Origin of the sequence: Dyadobacter sp. CY356 (genome assembly GCF_021440195.1) — a bacterium.
Classification (GTDB): Bacteria; Bacteroidota; Bacteroidia; order Cytophagales; family Spirosomataceae; genus Dyadobacter.
On the sequence record NZ_JAJTSZ010000001.1, the window covers coordinates 375758 to 393540 of the forward strand.

General features: G+C 39.5%; 13 protein-coding genes. All 13 read right to left on the bottom strand.

Annotated features, from left to right (window positions below; translation table 11 throughout):
• Position 1: 1 nt before the first annotated feature.
• Positions 2 to 2689 carry a hypothetical protein gene (locus LXL81_RS01620; protein ID WP_234644957.1) on the bottom strand — a complete coding sequence of 896 codons (2688 nt, stop codon included), beginning with the start codon at positions 2687 to 2689 and terminating at the stop codon, positions 2 to 4.
• Positions 2690 to 2784: 95 nt separating this feature from the next.
• Complete coding sequence (locus tag LXL81_RS01625; protein ID WP_194122590.1) at positions 2785 to 3528, bottom strand: glycosyltransferase family 2 protein; 744 nt, start codon at positions 3526 to 3528, stop codon at positions 2785 to 2787.
• A 76-nt stretch (positions 3529 to 3604) separates the two neighbouring features.
• Complete coding sequence (locus LXL81_RS01630) at positions 3605 to 4708, bottom strand: acyltransferase (protein WP_234644958.1); 1104 nt, start codon at positions 4706 to 4708, stop codon at positions 3605 to 3607.
• A gap of 2 nt (positions 4709 to 4710) precedes the next feature.
• Positions 4711 to 6405 carry a hypothetical protein gene (locus LXL81_RS01635; protein ID WP_234644959.1) on the bottom strand — a complete coding sequence of 565 codons (1695 nt, stop codon included), beginning with the start codon at positions 6403 to 6405 and terminating at the stop codon, positions 4711 to 4713.
• On the bottom strand, positions 6402 to 7322 hold the full coding sequence (locus LXL81_RS01640) for a transketolase family protein (RefSeq protein ID WP_234644960.1): 921 nt from the start codon (positions 7320 to 7322) through the stop codon (positions 6402 to 6404). Before LXL81_RS01640 ends, LXL81_RS01635 begins: the two co-directional genes overlap by 4 nt.
• A 57-nt stretch (positions 7323 to 7379) precedes the next feature.
• The gene (locus tag LXL81_RS01645) at positions 7380 to 7895 is read right to left on the bottom strand and encodes a hypothetical protein (protein WP_234644961.1); all 516 of its coding nucleotides are present in this window, start codon (positions 7893 to 7895) and stop codon (positions 7380 to 7382) included.
• 70 nt (positions 7896 to 7965) lie between these two features.
• Complete coding sequence (locus tag LXL81_RS01650) at positions 7966 to 9960, bottom strand: NAD-dependent epimerase/dehydratase family protein (protein ID WP_234644962.1); 1995 nt, start codon at positions 9958 to 9960, stop codon at positions 7966 to 7968.
• Entirely contained in the window at positions 9953 to 10780 is an 828-nt protein-coding gene (locus LXL81_RS01655) for a transketolase (protein WP_234644963.1), read from the bottom strand. Before LXL81_RS01655 ends, LXL81_RS01650 begins: the two co-directional genes overlap by 8 nt.
• Before the next feature lie 130 nt (positions 10781 to 10910).
• Entirely contained in the window at positions 10911 to 12767 is a 1857-nt protein-coding gene (locus tag LXL81_RS01660; protein ID WP_234644964.1) for a glycosyltransferase family 39 protein, read from the bottom strand.
• A gap of 59 nt (positions 12768 to 12826) precedes the next feature.
• Positions 12827 to 14884, bottom strand: a complete 2058-nt coding sequence (locus tag LXL81_RS01665) for an OmpA family protein (RefSeq protein ID WP_234644965.1) — start codon at positions 14882 to 14884, stop codon at positions 12827 to 12829.
• A gap of 159 nt (positions 14885 to 15043) precedes the next feature.
• A complete protein-coding gene (locus LXL81_RS01670) occupies positions 15044 to 16324 on the bottom strand; it encodes a DUF4038 domain-containing protein (RefSeq protein WP_234644966.1) in 1281 nt (426 codons plus the stop codon).
• A gap of 87 nt (positions 16325 to 16411) precedes the next feature.
• A complete protein-coding gene (rpe, locus tag LXL81_RS01675; RefSeq protein ID WP_234644967.1) occupies positions 16412 to 17059 on the bottom strand; it encodes a ribulose-phosphate 3-epimerase in 648 nt (215 codons plus the stop codon).
• Positions 17060 to 17157: 98 nt separating this feature from the next.
• Positions 17158 to 17685 carry a Uma2 family endonuclease gene (locus LXL81_RS01680; RefSeq protein WP_234644968.1) on the bottom strand — a complete coding sequence of 176 codons (528 nt, stop codon included), beginning with the start codon at positions 17683 to 17685 and terminating at the stop codon, positions 17158 to 17160.
• Positions 17686 to 17783 lie beyond the last annotated feature (98 nt).

Consider the following 17783-nt stretch of genomic DNA (forward strand, 5'->3'; position numbering starts at 1 on the left):
ATTAACGCAGCTTGATCGACCAAACCTGTACTTTCTTTTCAGAACGACTGAAAATCAGTAGTTTGTAATAGGATGGAAGATAGGTTAACTGAACTTTCATTTCAGAAGGAATCGGTTTATCGCCCAGGCGTTTTCCTGTCATATCAAATATTGTCGAGTAATTCCCGGACCGGATCGTGATAAATCGGTTGTCAACACCAAAAAAGTGATATTGGATTGTAGAGTTTGGTAAAAGATTTTTAATCTCAAAAAGTTCTTTTCCTTCTTTGGTTAAAAACGCAGCTTTGGCAGCCGAGGTCCTGACTAAAATCCAGTCCAGCGAATTTCTATCAAACAAAGTTTTAAACTGACAGGATGGTTCCGGACGCAAAAGCTGTGTTTGAGAAGTTATTTTTCCGTCCATACTGATATGCGTCAATGCACCATATACACTAATCCCCACAAGCTCTGACTGGCCAGTGGCGGGGTTTTGCGTCCAGGTAAAAGGACTTTCTGTACGGGCTAAAATATCGGCGGGAAAACCTTCTTTTACGGCACCTGTTGTTTTCAAAAGATATATTTTACCGTTTTTCTGGGTAACAATATAATTCCGGTTTCCAATCTGGTTGAGTGCAACAACAGGTCCCTGAATATTATCAAAATGAGTCGAACGGTTTAGTTTCCGGATCGCCTTCATCACACTTTCCCAGATATAAAGTTCTCCATATTCATCTGTAACAATAAACCGGTTACTGCCGTCTTCTCCGCCATCAATCATGTTAAGCGCCGTAATTCTGCCAGAAGATGGTAAAGCTTTCGAAAAGCTGGTGATCACATGCGTGGAATCATCCTCATCAACAGCATAAACCGCACTTGAAGTAGCAAATATCCGTTGCTGACGACCAATGTTCAGAAAATCAACTTTATAAGCTGATGTCACAATCGGGCCATTAAGCTTTGTGACAGTTTCCGTTTTTCCTGTTTTTAAATTATTGACACGGAGCAGATTATTGTCTTTATCTGTAAGCAGAACTTCTGAACTTCCGTCGATAGGATTTTGTAAAGCTGTAAGAGAAGAGTCATACAAAACGGGCCATTCGATATCAATGTTCAGGAAAGTGCGGTTTAAAACTTTATTTGCTGTCTGTCTTTTTTTCGGATTTAAGGTTATTTCCGGATAAGCATCTCCGCCGTCATAACGACATTGTAAAACAACAGATTCAATTTTGGAAGTCAGATCCGAGTATGATTTAGCAACAGAAGCTTCCCCACGGGATTGTGCTTTTCTTAGATTTACGACCAGCGATAGCTGCGCATCTGATTTGTTTCTGGTCAATATACTATCATACTCAGCGGATTGTTTCCAGGTAAGCTGATTTTCATAGTCAACAATATAATTTTGCAGCACCTGAGAGTTGTTGCTCATCACCAGATAAGGTGCAACATAGGTGATGTAAGTGCGCGGAAATCCGGAAAACATCGGGCCATAAATACCGGCCGGTAATTCCGGAATAGCGACCGAGTAAATATCATATCCCTGAAACTGATCCGTAGAAACATTGGATTCGGGCGTGGAAAGTCTGGCCAGTTTTTTAAGAACTGGACGTAGTTTATCATAGTTTGAAAATTCAGCAAGCAGGATTTTTCCATCACTGATGCTGTTGTTTTCTTCAAGCTGACAAAGGATAAGTTCCGACCCCAGGTTATTCAAAAGCAGATCACTTTCGTTTCCAATGTGATATACAAGTTTTTCCCAGGCTTCAGACTTTTGCCTTTTATGCCATTTTAAAAACTGTTTTTGAAAATCAACCTTATCTTTTACACCAAATCTGTAAAAATAAGAAGTTTGCTGAGAGATGTGTTTGTGACCTTTGAAAGCAGATCCTGCACTATTTTTCAACCAGTTGGTAATGTAATAATCCGGTGAGTCGGTGCCATTTGAAGTCATCAGAAGCTTATTCTCGCCTTCCTTGCGTTCAACATGAAAATCCTGGAAATTTGGAAAACCTTTGGCAAATTCAGCAAAATTACTGCTTTGATTGTTTACCGGAATGATCGATTTCCATGCCTCATTTTTCAGATACAAACTGGTTCCATAATTCGAATCATCACTTTTAGAAAAGGTGGATTTCAGATTTGAACTTGGAATATGAAGCGAAGAAGCGCGGACAACATCCTCAATTAATTCTCCATAATAGCTTAAAATCAGAAAGTTATCCTTAATCACATATGAAAACAAAGGTCGGGAATGTGTGTCGTTGATATCCGTTATCCTGTTATCCTGAAACGTATGATGCATCACACGAATGTTGTCATGATGCGGATTTTCAAGCCATTTTGAATCTTTTTCACCTTCAACAGGAATGTACATAATGACACCCCATTCTGTTTTTGTCCGGGGATGATAGGAGTAGGAAATATTTTTTCCTTTCAGGAAGGTGTTTAATTTTTTCTGATCCGGTGTGAGTAAGTTAAGCAGCGATAAATTATCACTGGCTATGTCCAGTAACGGAAGTCTTTTCAGATCCAGATTTGCATCCGTTGCTTCGTAAACCGAATCCTGTAAATGCTCACTTGTGATAACCACAACTGCATTGGACGGAATATATTTCCAGGCCGCCGAAGAACCGCGAAATGATTTGTATAGAAAATATCCTGCCGGAACCAGAAGGATGGCCAGCAGGATAGTAATAATTCGTTTTTTCGACACGGGCTTATTGAGTAAGCAGTTTCAGGCAAAAAACTTACGAGAAACTGTGTTATTTTTAAATATAAAAATACTCAGTATGAGCTGTTTCTCTTTTGTTAAGCACGGATCGCTTTCACGTGCTGGTTCAGTTCCAGACGGAAGCGTAACAATTCTTTAAAGCTGCGGATACAAACTTTCCACAGATTCCATTTCACAATAGAAACTTCTCCGGTTTCCCGATCTTTATGCGTAATTGGAATATCGAACAATTCCTGACCTGATTTTTTTGCCATAACCGAAAGGAAAATATTCGGGGCGAAAGGTTCAGGATTTGGAAGCTGATTCATCAGTTTTTGAAGGAACGTACCTTTTATCAATCTGAAAGGAATGTTGCTGTCAAGAATATAAGTACCATAAACGAAGGAAATCGTGCTTCTCAGGAACTTGGTGATGAACAAACGAACGCCGGCGTCATGACGCACTTCGCGGTATCCTAATATAAACTCAGACTGATGTCTTTTCTCCCAAAGTTTGTCAAAATCGTCAGAAACAAACTGGTCATCACTGTCGGTCTGGAAAACATATTGAGAATTTAATTCCAAAGCTTTACGATAACCGTTTACCACGGCATTGCCATGCCCACCGTTTTTCTGATTTACAACGGTAAGATTGGTAACTTCTTTTTCAAGTTTGTCCAAAAGCACTTTTGTATTATCCTTGGAACCGTCATTGATAACGATCAGTGTGGTATTATCGTTTGGAAATTTATTTTTCAGGAAACTTGTCCAGTTGTGTACTACTTTTTCGATACAATCTTGTTCATTGTATGCCGGCATTACTATACTAAGAAGGAACGTCATGCAGAAATTTATTTGGTATGTTGATGCAAAATTAAGGAAAAAAGACTGTATCCGGAAATTGGATATTTTTTATTGACTAAGCGTAACGATCTTTCAGCGAATTAATTGGTTTTTCAAAGAAATACCAGGATATAGATGCGACGATAATCGTTAACAATGAAAACAGACAAGCCTCAAAAGTTAAATTGCCTTCCAAAGAAGGGATATGCTGATAAATCTTGTGAATCAGTCTGACGGTCGGGTGATTAGGGCCGCTATGATAATGGTTGTATATAAAATTGTGATACAGATAAATTCCATAACTTATCTTACCCAGATAGACGCTGATGGGGTTTTCAAGGAAGTATTTCATAACACCGCCATATCCGGTAACCGCGCGCCCAATCAGGAAAAAGCTGAATATTGAAGAAACCAGACGATCAAATACAACATCAACGATATTATGAATTTCGCCTAAACTCTTATTCCAGTATTGCATTAAAATCCAGCCTAAAAGACCTAATAAAACCGGCCAGGTTTTATCAAAAAGTTTCAGGAAAATATCTTTTTTGTAGAGCTGCAACCAGGCCATTAATCCTCCCATTGCGAAGGAATCCAGACAGGCCGGCATGGTTACATACGAAACACTCCAGTCTTTTCCTGAAAAATAAAAATAGAAACGAAGCAATACACCCACCACGCCCATCACAGCCAGCCAAGGAATCAGGTTCTTTTTTGAAACAAAAAATATCAGAAACGGGAAGAAAAGATAAACCTGTTCTTCTACTGCCAGAGACCATAAATGGTCGCAAGAACCAAGCCAGGTTTGATATACGGCGATGTAAATGTTGGTACCATATAATGCCAGCCAGGCAAATTTTTCACGAACGGGCGGGACATTCAGTATAAATAAAATCGCAAGTAAGAGATAGTAAATCGGGAAAATCCGGATCGTTCTACGGATCAAAAATTTACGTATGTATTTCCTAAAACCATTTGGTTCGGTAACATAGTGTTCTTTGCTTTTAAGCAAAATTCTTGAAATCAGAAAACCACTTAAAACAAAAAATATAGTTACGCCCAATTTCCCGTAAGGGATAATATTAACGGCTGAAAAAAAATGGTCAATAAGTACGAGGGCAACTGCTATGAAGCGGATTCCGTCCAGTTGAATGATATGTCCCTTGGCAGTTGCGTGCATGTTTACCAGTTTACTTTTACTTTATTTTGTGTTACGTTGTCCACAGTAATTTTGTCGTTTTTGAACAAAATTCCGGTTTCATCACCTTGCTGACGGATAATTGCCACTTTGTAATTTCCCTTTTCAAGGGCAGCAAAAGGAATATCCGCGTAAAAGCCGGGCGCAAAATAATATTGTTTTAAGAATAATTCCTTTCTATTGTTGTTTCGGCTGCGGTGTGTCGGGAAAACATAAAAGCGTTTATCCGAACTCAGCAGAATATAAATCCCGCTGTCCTGAAGACGTTGGCTTATTAATCCCGTATTTTTTACTAAAAGCGATTTAGAAGACTTCTCAAAAGAAGTTCCGGCATACAATTCAGTTAGTGCGCGAGAATTCCCGGCATAAGACTGTCTGTCGGCAATCGCAATTAATGGTAACCATTTTTCATAAAAAACAGGTGTTTTCTGTACAATCCGCGCGGCGAAAGAAGTATCCGACGGAGCTGTTAAAGATTTGTCTGTGTAGGTCCAGTTAAACTGCATCGTGGTCATATCCTTCCTCAAATTGGAGGCATCAACCAAATGATAATGATAACTAAAAACGTTAAATGTGATGGCCAGAGAAACAATTGCCGTAATATACGGTGATAAAAAACTTCCTCGGATCGGGATCACAACATACAGGTAGGCAACCATCAGAAGCAATACTGAATATATTTTGTAACGACTGGTGATCAATCCCTCCAAACCAAAACCTGCGCGACTGTATACTACAATGACGGCAGTTCCTAAAATGAAAAGGATTGTTCCGAAGCAAAATAGGTCCGTAATTTTTTCAAATTTAACAGCGTATTTTTTTGTTGAAAGTCTGAAAAGCGTGGCTGACGCAATGGAAACGGCAACTAGAAATAAAAATATTCCCATAAAAACACAGGCACCAAAATGATCCTTTACGGGAATTGATTCCGCAAATGAGCCCAGAAAAGCCATATATCCTTTTGCGAGCTGAAAAATCGAAGCCTTGGAATCGGGATTGGTCTCTGGTTTTGTATAGGTCCAGAAATAACCGAGAATACCTGCCAGACTTAAAAAACACCAGGCTGTCAACCTTTTGCGGTCACCGGAAAGAAATAACATTACAGCTCCAACCGGAAAAACCAGTAAACCATTTCCACTGGTTGAAATCGTCAGAAGTGCTAAAACCAGGGATAGAATGAATAATAACGGCTTGGGATGAACACACAAATAAAGTGTCCAAAGTAACAAGGTGATTACGCCAAAGTTCTGAATGGCAGCCATTCCCCAATACATATTTTCCCAAAAGGCAAGGGTGAGCCAGATGAAAGAAATGGGTACGAGCGCGAATAATGGTTTTTTATTATTTTTTAAAAGGACGTACCACAACGGAATTATGCCAAGCAATAACAGATTCCCGATCAGCATCAAATGCCGGTAATTTAACTTGCCGAAAACTGAAAAATCGAGCATGGAGAAAAACCGGTCAAGCGCGATGCGGTGTTCATTATGCTGTTTGAAAATTGCTTTTAATTTTCCCTGCCAGGTTCCGGCATGTACATATTCGACAATAAATGCTTTCAACGCGTGGTCATCCCATTTTGGAATGTTGATGGCATAATAATCCCACACCCAGAAATAAATTCCGATTGGGATAAAAATGATCAGGCTTACCAATAGCGTTAAAGCCCCCTTGTTCATGCAGGAATTATTAATTGATGGATATGCGCCGTCAATGAAGCCGGGTCCAGTTCAGAAAGTTTTTGATGATAAGCCTGACTGCCGTAAAGCCTGTTTGGATATCCTTCGGCCTTTAAACTTTTAAAAGAGCTCATTTTAACGCCTCTTTCCAAAAGTTGAACAGAAAGCTGCTGCGCCAGACCACCGGTGCTGACATGTTCTTCGGCTACCAGAATTGCAGGTGCTTTTTCAATCAGTTCTACAATTTCATTAGTTAGTTCCAATGGAAAGTGCAACGCACTGATTACATTCACTTTTGCCGCCAGTTCATTGGATTGTGCCAATGCCGATATTACATTATTAGCGATCGGGCCGAGCGCAAAAATGGTAATTTCCGGTGAATCTCCTTTGTGGATCACTTTAAACGAACCGGAAGAATAAGAATTTTCAGGTGCATTTTTACCAAAACCCAAACGCAGATAAGCAGGGCGGGATTCAGAAACCATTTGCCTGATCACAGGATCAACTTCATCAGCAAAGGCCGGTACCCAGATATTTGCGTTTTGCAAACCACTCAGACAGGCAATGTCTTCCAGCGTATGGTGGCTGCTGCCCATAATTCCGTAACCATATCCACCGCCATTTCCAACCAGAAAAACCGGCAGATTATGAAAGCAAACATCATTTCGGAATTGTTCCAGACAACGGTAAACGATGAAAGGAGCTATGCTGTAACAAAAAACTTTGTATCCTTTATGTGCAAAACCAGCTGCAACACCGACCATATTTTGCTCGGCAACACCTGCATTAATAAATCTCTTTCCCAGCTTGCCCTGTAAACCTTCCAGTGCTGCATAGCCCAGATCGCCGGTGATGAAAACGATAGAATCGTCTTCTGTCGCCAGTTGCTCCATAGTGGCTGCAAATTCTTTTCTCATTTTCTTAACTGTTCACTCAAAGATTTACTTAATATCCTTTGTTCGATTGTATTGGCACTATTTCCAATCAACAGACAGATCCCGAAATTCTACAAAATATTTTTCCCCCAACCGATGTGTATAATCAAATTTAAAAAGCTTAATCATTTTTACGGCTGGTAAAACTCCCTCAAAAGTATAAGTGCACTTAATTGGAACATCTGTGTTGAAATCAATCTTTGAAAATGTGCTGGCTCCGATTGTATAACTTTTGAGTTTGTACTCATTGCCATCAATGTCAATGATTGAGTTTACATGCGACATAATATACCAATTCGCTGCTGATGTTTTTAAGATTAAAGTTGCAGTAATTGTTTGATTTTTACTGTTTCCTTCAAATTTTAACAACTTAAAATCAATATTATCTGAATTTACCTCTTTAATCGGCTTACCGATTTTTAAAGCGTTTTTCAAATAATCATTTTCCTCTTTCGTTTTTTGTAATTCAGTTTTAATCTGATCACAATTTTGCGTTGATTGACCAACGACTTGAAATGCTGAAAAGCATATCAAAGCTCCAATAATAACTTTCATTTTTAGTATGTGTTTATTAAAATTCAACCTTACTATCAGCTGTTATTTTAGAAAATCAACAGCTGATAAATTATTTTCTTAACTGTTTAACCAAAGTCCTGATTTCGTCCGCCGTTTTATAAGATTTAGAACCTCGTCTGATACGTGTACGAATGTATTTTGGCCGTTTTTTTGTCTCTTCAAAAATCTTGGTGATATATTCTCCCAAAAACGAAATACCCAAAATGGTTAATCCACCGAAGAATACGATCAGTACAATAACCGTACTAATGCCTTGTGGCGTATCCGGGAAGAAAAATAGTTTTGCCAGAATCTGCCAGATAATTCCCAGAATAGAAAGTCCGGTCAGCGTGAAACCTGCGTAACTCATCAATTCCAAAGGTGCAAAACTGAACGAGAAAATGGCTTTTTTAGCCCACCAGATATTTTTTGTCCAGTTATTGGTTGAAACGCCAAACATCCTTTCCGGTCTTACATAAGGAACTCCCGTTTGTTTGAATCCAACCCAGGCGCGTAATCCGCGCAGGAATTGCTCCGTTTCCGGCAGATCTACCAGTTCCTTAACAACTTTTCTATCAATCATAGAAAAATCCCCTGCGTCGCGCGGAATCGGGATATAGCTAAGGCTTTGGAATATCTTGTAAAATGTTTTGTAGAAAAAGTGAATATGTGGTTTCATTTCACGCTGCACACGTACACCGTAAACCACATCATATCCTTCCATCCATTTCTCATAAAATGCAGGAATTATTTCCGGCGGATCCTGTAAATCTCCGTCCATCAAAACCACACAATCACCCGTCGCGATTTCCATTCCACTTAGAAAAGCAGATTGAGAACCGAAATTCCTTGAATGGCTTATACCAACTACATTCGGGTCTTTATCACATATTTTGTTAATAACTTCCTCCTGGTTATCTGGGGAATTGTCATTAACAAAAATAATCTCATATCTGACTTTTAAATCATTACACGTCTTTACAATTCTTTCATACATGTATGGAATCGCCTGCGCATCCTTGTAACATGCGATGATCGCGGTGATAACCGGATTTAGTTTCGGGTTAAGGAAAGCCGGAAGAATAGTTTCTTCATATTTCAGAGCATCCTGCCAGTTTTTGGTTTTAGCAAGTCCGTCTTCCAGAGAGGTGTTGGCTTTCCATCCAAAATCTGTCTCAAAAGCATCCGGATCGCCATACCATTCTGCCAGGTCCCATTTCCGGTTTGACATACTTCCCCATTTCGGTTCTTGTGCGATACCAAAAGTTTTACGGGAAGTTTCAACCAGATCACCGATTGTTGTTTTTCTTCCGGTGGCAATATTATAAGATCTTCCCGCAGTTGCACTTGTAATTTTAAGCGCAGCATCCAGAAATGCTTCGATGCAATCTTCAATAAAAACAAAATCGCGGCTGATATCCGGGGAAACCAAAGAGGGAAGTTCACCCTTTCTAACACTTTCCACAAGTTTTGGAATAAGTCTGTCGGGCTCTTCCCAATAACCGTAAATTGAATAAAGGCGTAGATTCAGGGTTTTCAGATCCAGAACTTTCGCATAATATTCAAGCAAATACGCAGCCGAAACTTTTGAAACTGCGTAATGGCTGTTAGGTTCGACGCGGTCTGTTTCCTTGGGAGCAGTACAATTAAATCCGTATTCGGAACTACTGCCGGCATGGATATATACGGTTTCCTTCGAACAATTTTGCAGAATATTCGCCGTACCTATAACATTCGTTTCGTAGGTAAGATTTACGCTGCTTTGTTTACTGTAAGCACCATAAGCGGCAAGATTGAAAAGCGTTTGCGGTTTATATTTTTCAAAAACTTCACGAACAGAATTGTCCGAAAGGATATCGCAGTGAATAATATTTTCAAACGGAACATTTAATAATTTTAACCGCCAGGCTTTTGTAGCATCGTGGGTCAGCGCATAACAATCCTTTCTGATCTTGAAAATATCATTAAAAAGATTTGCACCGATAAAACCACTGGCTCCAAATACGAAAATCGGTCCTTTAAGTTGTTCTATTTTATCGCGGTAATGCGGTAAAGAATCAAGCATTGATAAGTTCATTAATATAGCGTTCCGTTACTTCCAGACTGGCCTGTCGAAATTGTTCTTCACTCATCGGCAGATAATGCCAGTCTATTTTATTTTCCATATAAGACACACCTTTTCCTTTTACCGTTTTGGCAATAATGGCTTTTGGAAGTCCGTTTTTATGGGTTTTCAATTCTTGTATAACCTGGTGAATAGCAAAAATATCATGACCGTCAACTTCAACAGTTTCAAATCCGATGGCGCGCCACTTTTGCGGTGAAGCAGTTTCACCTAAAACTTTGTTAGTAAAATCAAATCCCTGGATTCCGTTTTTATCAACAAACATAAAAAGATTATCAAGCTGATTTGCAATCGCATAATGCGCCGCTTCCCAGGTTGTTCCTTCATTTGTTTCTCCATCAGAAAGCAAAGCAAAAGCGTAACTGTCTTCATCACTCACTTTCGCAGCGTGCGCAATTCCGGTAGCAATTGGCAAGCCGTGGCCAAGAGAACCAGTGGCAAAAGGAATCCCTTTATACTGACGCGGGGCAGGGTGTGCGGGCAGGGTAGTGCCGTCCTGATAAAAAGTAGAAAGTTCTTCGTCAGAAATTTCTCCAAGCACATTTAAACAAGCATAAAGCGCTGCCGCTGCGTGCCCTTTTGATAATATAAAAGTATCTTCTTCGGATTTATTTAAAAACAGGATGGCAATCATCAGGTCGATGCAGCTTAATGAGCAGCCGATGTGCCCTGCATTTGCCTGATGGTAAAGTCCCAGGATTTTCAGCCGTAATTCACCGCTGATCTGCCTTGGTTCATTTATTATTTCATTTACTGTCATGGCAGTTTGGATGTCGATGTTTGCGATGAAATCAAATACAAAGTAACGAGCAAAATTGTATTATTATGTCCGCAATATACAAAATCTTATTTGACGGTCTTGCCCGAAGAACTCACTCCTGTCATTCATATTAATAACGAACGCCCTTTAAGTTGATGATTTCCAGCGTATCTTTTTGAATTTTTCTTTTAATTAATATTTTATCAACCTGCGTTGTATCCATCGCCTGAATATAATTTAAACCTTTTGGAAGATACAAATTAGTTAGCTGGGCATCCCTTATCGAGTAGGTCAAAAAGGAGCGATCCATTTCTGACAAAATTTCCAGTTTAAAAGCAGGATAAAAAATAGTGTCGCCAGTTTGATACTCTTTTTTGATTTTTTGTGCAGCAGCGTAATATGGGTTTGGAGCGCGAGGTTCAGCAAACTGTCCATATTTTACAGAACGGTCCTGATAAAATTCCTGCAATCTCTGTCCTACAAAATAGAATTGAACGGCAAGGAAGAAGAAAATTAATATTCGATATTCTGAGGACAAAGTTGAAAAGTATTGCAACAACAGGCTGATCAATATGATAACATAAGGAAACGAAAACCCGGAATATCTTTGTTGCAAACCACTCGTGTGGCCGCCATTAATTGCCATTACGATCAAAAACAATGTAGGGATAAGTGCCATCATAAATAGCAGTATCAGTCTTCTACGCTGCAAATTATCTGACTCTTTGTATATATCGTATAAAAATGAGGAAGCAAAAATCACAACAGAAAGTACACAAAACTGGAATTTGTTGCTTGTATAAACAAGGGCACTCAGTAGAACGATAACGTAAGGAATTCTTGGTGCGATAAATTCATGAATTTTAAATTTGCCCTTGTAACGATACCAGGCAATTAATAAAAGCCCAACTAGTACAGAAATCAACGTATTACGCTTTCCTACCAGTGAATCTGCCATTCCATTTGTGAAAATTATCAGATCAGAAAAAATGGATAGCGATTTGTTAAGAATATTTGGAAAGGTAGCAGGATAAACACCAAATGGATTATTTCCAGGATTGGTTTCTGCATATCGTCTGTATTCATCGGCCTGGTGATTGAGCGAGTAAAAAGTGTACTTTCCACCTCCATAAAGCAGCCACCATGTTACTCCGGATAAAGCAGCAACGGCAGAAACAGCCATTTTTATCCAGCCACTCACGGATCTTAAAAAGAGAAGTGCATAAAGAGCATGAACCAAAAGCACAGCAATGACCAGAAAGTTACTTAACAAGCCCAGACCAGCAGCCAGAATGTAGCCAATGTACAGCCAAACTGTATTTCTTTGTCCGGGACGTATTTCGATAAGCTGTAAAAACAGATAAGTTGCAAGAAGTGTCAGGAAAAAAGTCAGGGAATAATTTCTTGCCTGATGGCTATATGCAATAAAAAACGGTTCTATTGCTACAATTCCTGCTGCAATAAGTCCGGTGTTCATTGAAAAGAAACGCTTTCCAAAAAAATAGGTCAGACCAATAATAAAGACACTAAAAAAAACTGAAAATAACCTCGCTGAAAAATCAGAAATTCCAGTTAGTTCCAACCAAAAATGTAAAAGCAGATAATAAAATGATCCATTACCAATGTCGCTACGCGTCATCGCCTCGAAATAGTCAGCTGTTGTTTTAGGCGCCCAAAATTCGGAGGATGTAAAAGTCCGTGGAGAAAATGTTTCGTTATAGGTAAATGATCGTAAAACGGCAGGATGACGATATTGGGTTGTCGGAGCTTCCCATATTTGCGAGGGGGACAATTTTCTAGTAGCGAAAACTTCCTTTTGATTCGCACCTTCCAGTACGATGCCCTGACTAACAACCATCGTGCTTTTTTCATCAAAAAAGATGCTGTACGAATCCAGATGATATAGTCTGAGTGTTATACCGATGATGAGTATAACGGCAAGTGTGATCCAGGTTTGCAAACTTTCCTTCTTGTATGTGTGCACCATGTTTGATTGTCGGAAGTTAAAGCCGCGAAATTAAGGAAATTTCCTATGATTAGGCACTTTTACATTTTTAGAATGGTAAACTCCACGCGGCGGTTTTTCTGGCGGGTTGCTTCTGTGAGGTTACTGGCAATCGGTTTTGCAGGTCCCCAGGCTTTTGTCTGAATTCTTGAACTTCCTATTCCTTTGGTTACCAGATATTTCTTCACTTCTAAAACCCGGTCTTCCGAAAGTTTTACATTTTTCTTTACGTCGCCCTGGTTATCCGTATGTCCTTCAAGTAATATTTCCATTTCCGGATATTCATTCATGATGCCTATGATCCGGTCAAGCTCCTGGTATGAAGTTACGGTAATATTGGCACTGCTCTGGGTGAACATATTATTGGCGAGCCTGATTTGCTGGCCTGGCTTAACGGCCTGCAAATAAAGATTTTTGTGAATGGTTCTGAATCCCGTTTCATCAACCAGATCAATATCTTCTGTCGTTGAAAAATAATCTTTCTGACTTGCCGTAATCACATAAGCTTCTTTCAAAGGCAGTATCAGTTTAAATTCACCTGTTTCACCATCAAAAGTGGTTTTGCTGAATGTTTCTCCTGTTTTGAGAATTTTTGCTGTAATTTCCGCTTTAACCGGTGTGGTTGTTTCAAATTCAAAAACAGAGCCTGTTACGGTCGCAACCGGGTCTGGTTTAATGGATGGTGTAAGTCTGATCCTGAAAATATCTTCCCTGCCCAAAGTATTGTCCGCAGAGCTGAAATAGCCATAATCTCCGGCGGCTGGAATATTAAAATAGGAATCGTGTTTGGCAGTATTAATATTCGGGCCAAGGTTTTCCGGTTTTGACCAGTTCAGCCAGGTATCATCCAGACGGTGTGAAAGAAATACATCCCCGCCGCCATAACCACTTCTGCCTGAGGAAGTAAAATATAATGTTTTGTTGTCCAGTCCTAAAAAAGGGGAATTTTCGTCGCTGGCACTATTTAATACCAAGCCCATATGTTTAGGCTCCGACCAGCTTTCATCTTCCTTGATAAATGAAACATAAAGATCTTTTTTGCCTTCAGTATCTTTTCGCTGTACCGACATGATCAGCACATTTCCATGTGGTGAAATGGCAAATTCTGATGCTTCGTTTTCGTTATAAAGGTTTTGAATTTTAATTTCTTTTGGAAAACTCCAACCGTTTTTAGTGTAAAATGATTTAGATAATCCATAAACCAAACCTCCGCCAGGCAAATAAACATTGATCAGATAAATGGTTTTTCCATCCGCCGAAACACCAATAATGGCATTGTCACCGCTGTTATTTACAGGTGGTCCCAGATTAACCGCTTCGGTCCAATTGTTACTTTTATCCAAAGTTGATACCCAGGCATCCTGTTTCGATGGAGAACCAATATTTTTTTCATAATCTGCCCGGGTAAAGTATAACGTTCTTCCATCCGCTGAAATGATCGGGTTAATTTCTTGTCCTTTGCTGTTTACAGCCTTTCCAAGATTTTCTTTCTTCTCATCCTTTAAAGCTGAGGGTGCTACGTTAATAAGTGCTTCAATGGGTTCAGTACCCGAAGAAATTCCGATGGCATCAATCTGATTAAAGCCAGCAACTTTTGACGGGTCCAGAATCACCTTTACAGCATTGGCAACAAGATTTTCCTGTTTTGGAAATATGCGAAGCATCCTTCCTCTGACAGCAATTGGGGCTGCTTTTTCATCATAAAGGAGAAATTCTTTGCCGGCATCGTTGTAGGCATACACCCGGATAACAGCACCGGGATTAAAATTTTCGGCAATGGCAATTTGTTTCAGCGAAATGGATTCTTTGTAGCCAACTTTAATCCATTCTTCATTCCGCCCGTCGGGCATTGCAGATTGCCAGGCACACGGACTATATCCAAAATCGGGAAGTTTGTTAGGCTCGTCCAGAATTTGTTTGGAGCGAAAACCCTGGCCGGAATCTTTATTTCTATATTCGGAAGAATACCCAAGAATTTTATCTGCCCAAAGTACCCGCTGAGCGAACGTTTTTCCGCTTAACAAAAGGATAAGGGTAATGTAAAAACTTAATTTTCTTCTCAAAAGGCTCATTCGGGGTGCACTTGCTTGTTGTGTCATTCTATTCTGCCAAGAAAATAATTGTACCGGACTGATTTGCACAATTATTTTCTTAGCAGTAGGTTTTTAGTTTCAGTTTTAACAATCAATATATTAATAATAAAAGCGCCTTGCAAAACTTTAATACTGTAACCAGTTTTGCATTAAAACGGATCCATATTAATTTTTGGAACCGACCAATAAAATCCAGTCCCATTCCGGTTGTGGGTCCGGTGGTGCTATGGTTGCAAGTTCCGTACGTTTCAGTGCGCCGCCAGCCCAGCGTCTTCCTGTACGCGGACTATACCATACCGCACTGAATTCGTCACCTGTAAGTTGCGACAGATCTATTCCAAAAGAACGGAAAGTAGGAATATACATCATCACCATGCGCTTGTTGGTCAATGCTGAAACTGAAATTTCAGAGCTCTGCGTTGTGTCTGTGACCATTTTCATAGATGCGGCGGGTTCCAGGTAATCCCAGGGAAGTCCTTTTAATATTTTGACAAGATACTTCATATACTCGCCGCCATCCTTCGTTATATTCGTTTTCCAGGTTGGATTAAAATTTTTGATCGTACTCATATGGCAAAAACCGGCAGCAGAATTCAGCAAGGATTCGTAAGCCTGTTTTCTGATTAAAGCAGACTGATCCTTAATCGGGAATTCCGAATTGGCTATCAGAAACGGACTTTTCATGGATTTTCCGATGTTTTTCTGCCAGGTTGCCAAAGCTGCATATTCAGAATCTGTCACAGTGGAATCCGGTACAAAGACTTTTAAATCCGTATGGTTTTGAACCAATGAATCCGGTGGAGAACAGGTCGAAAGCGAAGCAACGAGAAGCTTGTTTGCCGAAGTTTTTTTCAAAACCTCAGTCAGTGTTTTGGAAAGAAAACCTTTCTGATTTTCCTCTTCACTAACGATCCAGAATATATTAGGGATCTTAGCAAACCGGTTTCCGAGATATTCACCAAAACTACGCGAAGATTCTTCTCCCTGTGTTTCAAAAACAACATTCCAGCTTTGACGGGAAACAACCAGCCCAACGGCCATATTCCTTTCTTTCGCCGCTAAAACAACTTTTTCCAGATAATCAAAATAGGCCTTATTTGGACTTTTCAGATCATTTTCACCCTGAAATGGTGTTATTTTCTGGAAACTTTTTTGCGTAGGAAGCGATGGTAAAACGTGAACCAAAACCGTATTGAACGACTGCCCTTTTCTGATATCAAGATATTGTACAGCTTCCGGATAATCCAATTTTCTCAACAGTTGCCAGGCAACATCAGCAACCACCAAAAATGGTGTATCGGTTTGATCGGTCAGATGTTTTCCATCCGCACTCAGCTTTAATGGATACTGATAAATTTGTGGCGGACTTACCGGTTTATTTTCTGCGCTGGCTGCTGTTTTGATATTGAAGAGCAAACTCACAGCCAAAAAAGCCCGGATTATCATAAGTCCAGGTTACTATTGAACTTCTCAGTAAAATTGGGTTTTGTGAAATAATAAATCATTCAGAGCGGGGTGTTTATGGGTTAGACATTAGTTTTTTCGTAATTCTGCGATTGTTTCCAGTGGATTTTCAGAATTAAAAACAAAACTTCCGGCCACCAGAACATCAGCTCCGTTTTCAACGAGAAAACGTGAGTTATCATTGTTTACGCCTCCATCAACTTCTATTTTGAAATCCAGTCCAAGCTCCTCACGCATGCAATTCAGCTTGTAAATTTTCCTGTAAGTGTTTTCAATAAATTTTTGCCCGCCAAATCCCGGATTAACCGACATGATCAATACCTGGGAAAGATCCGGCAATATTTCGGACAACATTTCAACCGGTGTATGCGGATTTAAAGCAACACTCGGTAATACACCTAACTCCCTGATCAGTTGAACGGTACGATGTAAATGCGGACAAGCTTCGTAATGAACAGTGATAATGGATGCCCCTGCTTTTTTGAAATTTTCCAGATAGCGATCTGGTTGTTCAATCATTAAATGGACGTCAAGTGGCTTGGTTGCATGGCGGTTTATTGCCTCACACACGGGAAATCCAAAAGAAATATTTGGAACAAACATGCCATCCATGATATCCACGTGTATGTAATCCGCCTCACTTTTATTCAGCATTTCGATATCACGTTGCAAATTAGCAAAGTCAGCAGCAAGTATGGAAGGGGCAATCAAAGCCATAAAAACAAGTCAGTAATGTATAAATCCGGACGAATTTAAAGAATTTCTGCTGTAAGATGAAAATGGTGGGCAAAATGGCTGAAAATTGAGATTAGTTTCTAGCTAAATATAAAATCAGCCTGGAAATGCAGTCCAGCTAAAAGTCGTGATTCGATTACCTGACTGCCGCTTGCATTGGAAAATAATTCAAACTGTCCGTTTTTAAGAAAATAAATCTCAATGGTTTCGTATTCTGGAAAAACGATCCAGTATTCCTTTACACCAAATCTTTCATATAGTTCTTTCTTTTCTATTGTGTCCAGATGATAAGAGCTTTTGGAAACTATTTCAACTAATAATTCCGGCACTCCTCTGATCCAATCGTCCCCGGCAATTTCCAGGTTTTCTTTGCTGATAAAAATTAAATCCGGCTGAACACGATTTATATTTTCTTCAAATATTACATCCAAAGGAGCATAATATATCTCACCGTGATCTCCTCTTTCAACAAAATTTTCAATTATCTTATGAAGTTTTTTTGAAATTTTCTGATGTCGGATTTTGGGACTTGGAAACATAACTTCTTTACCATTTATGATTTGTGTCAAATCCCAGTCTTGTAGAAAGGCCTCTTCTTTGTAAATCATATTGAGAAATGTTTTTTGTGAAAATACGGAAATCTGTTCAGAAAGCGTACGGCACGTTGTTATTTTTCAATGCTTCAAAAAATAGAATAAACACTAAA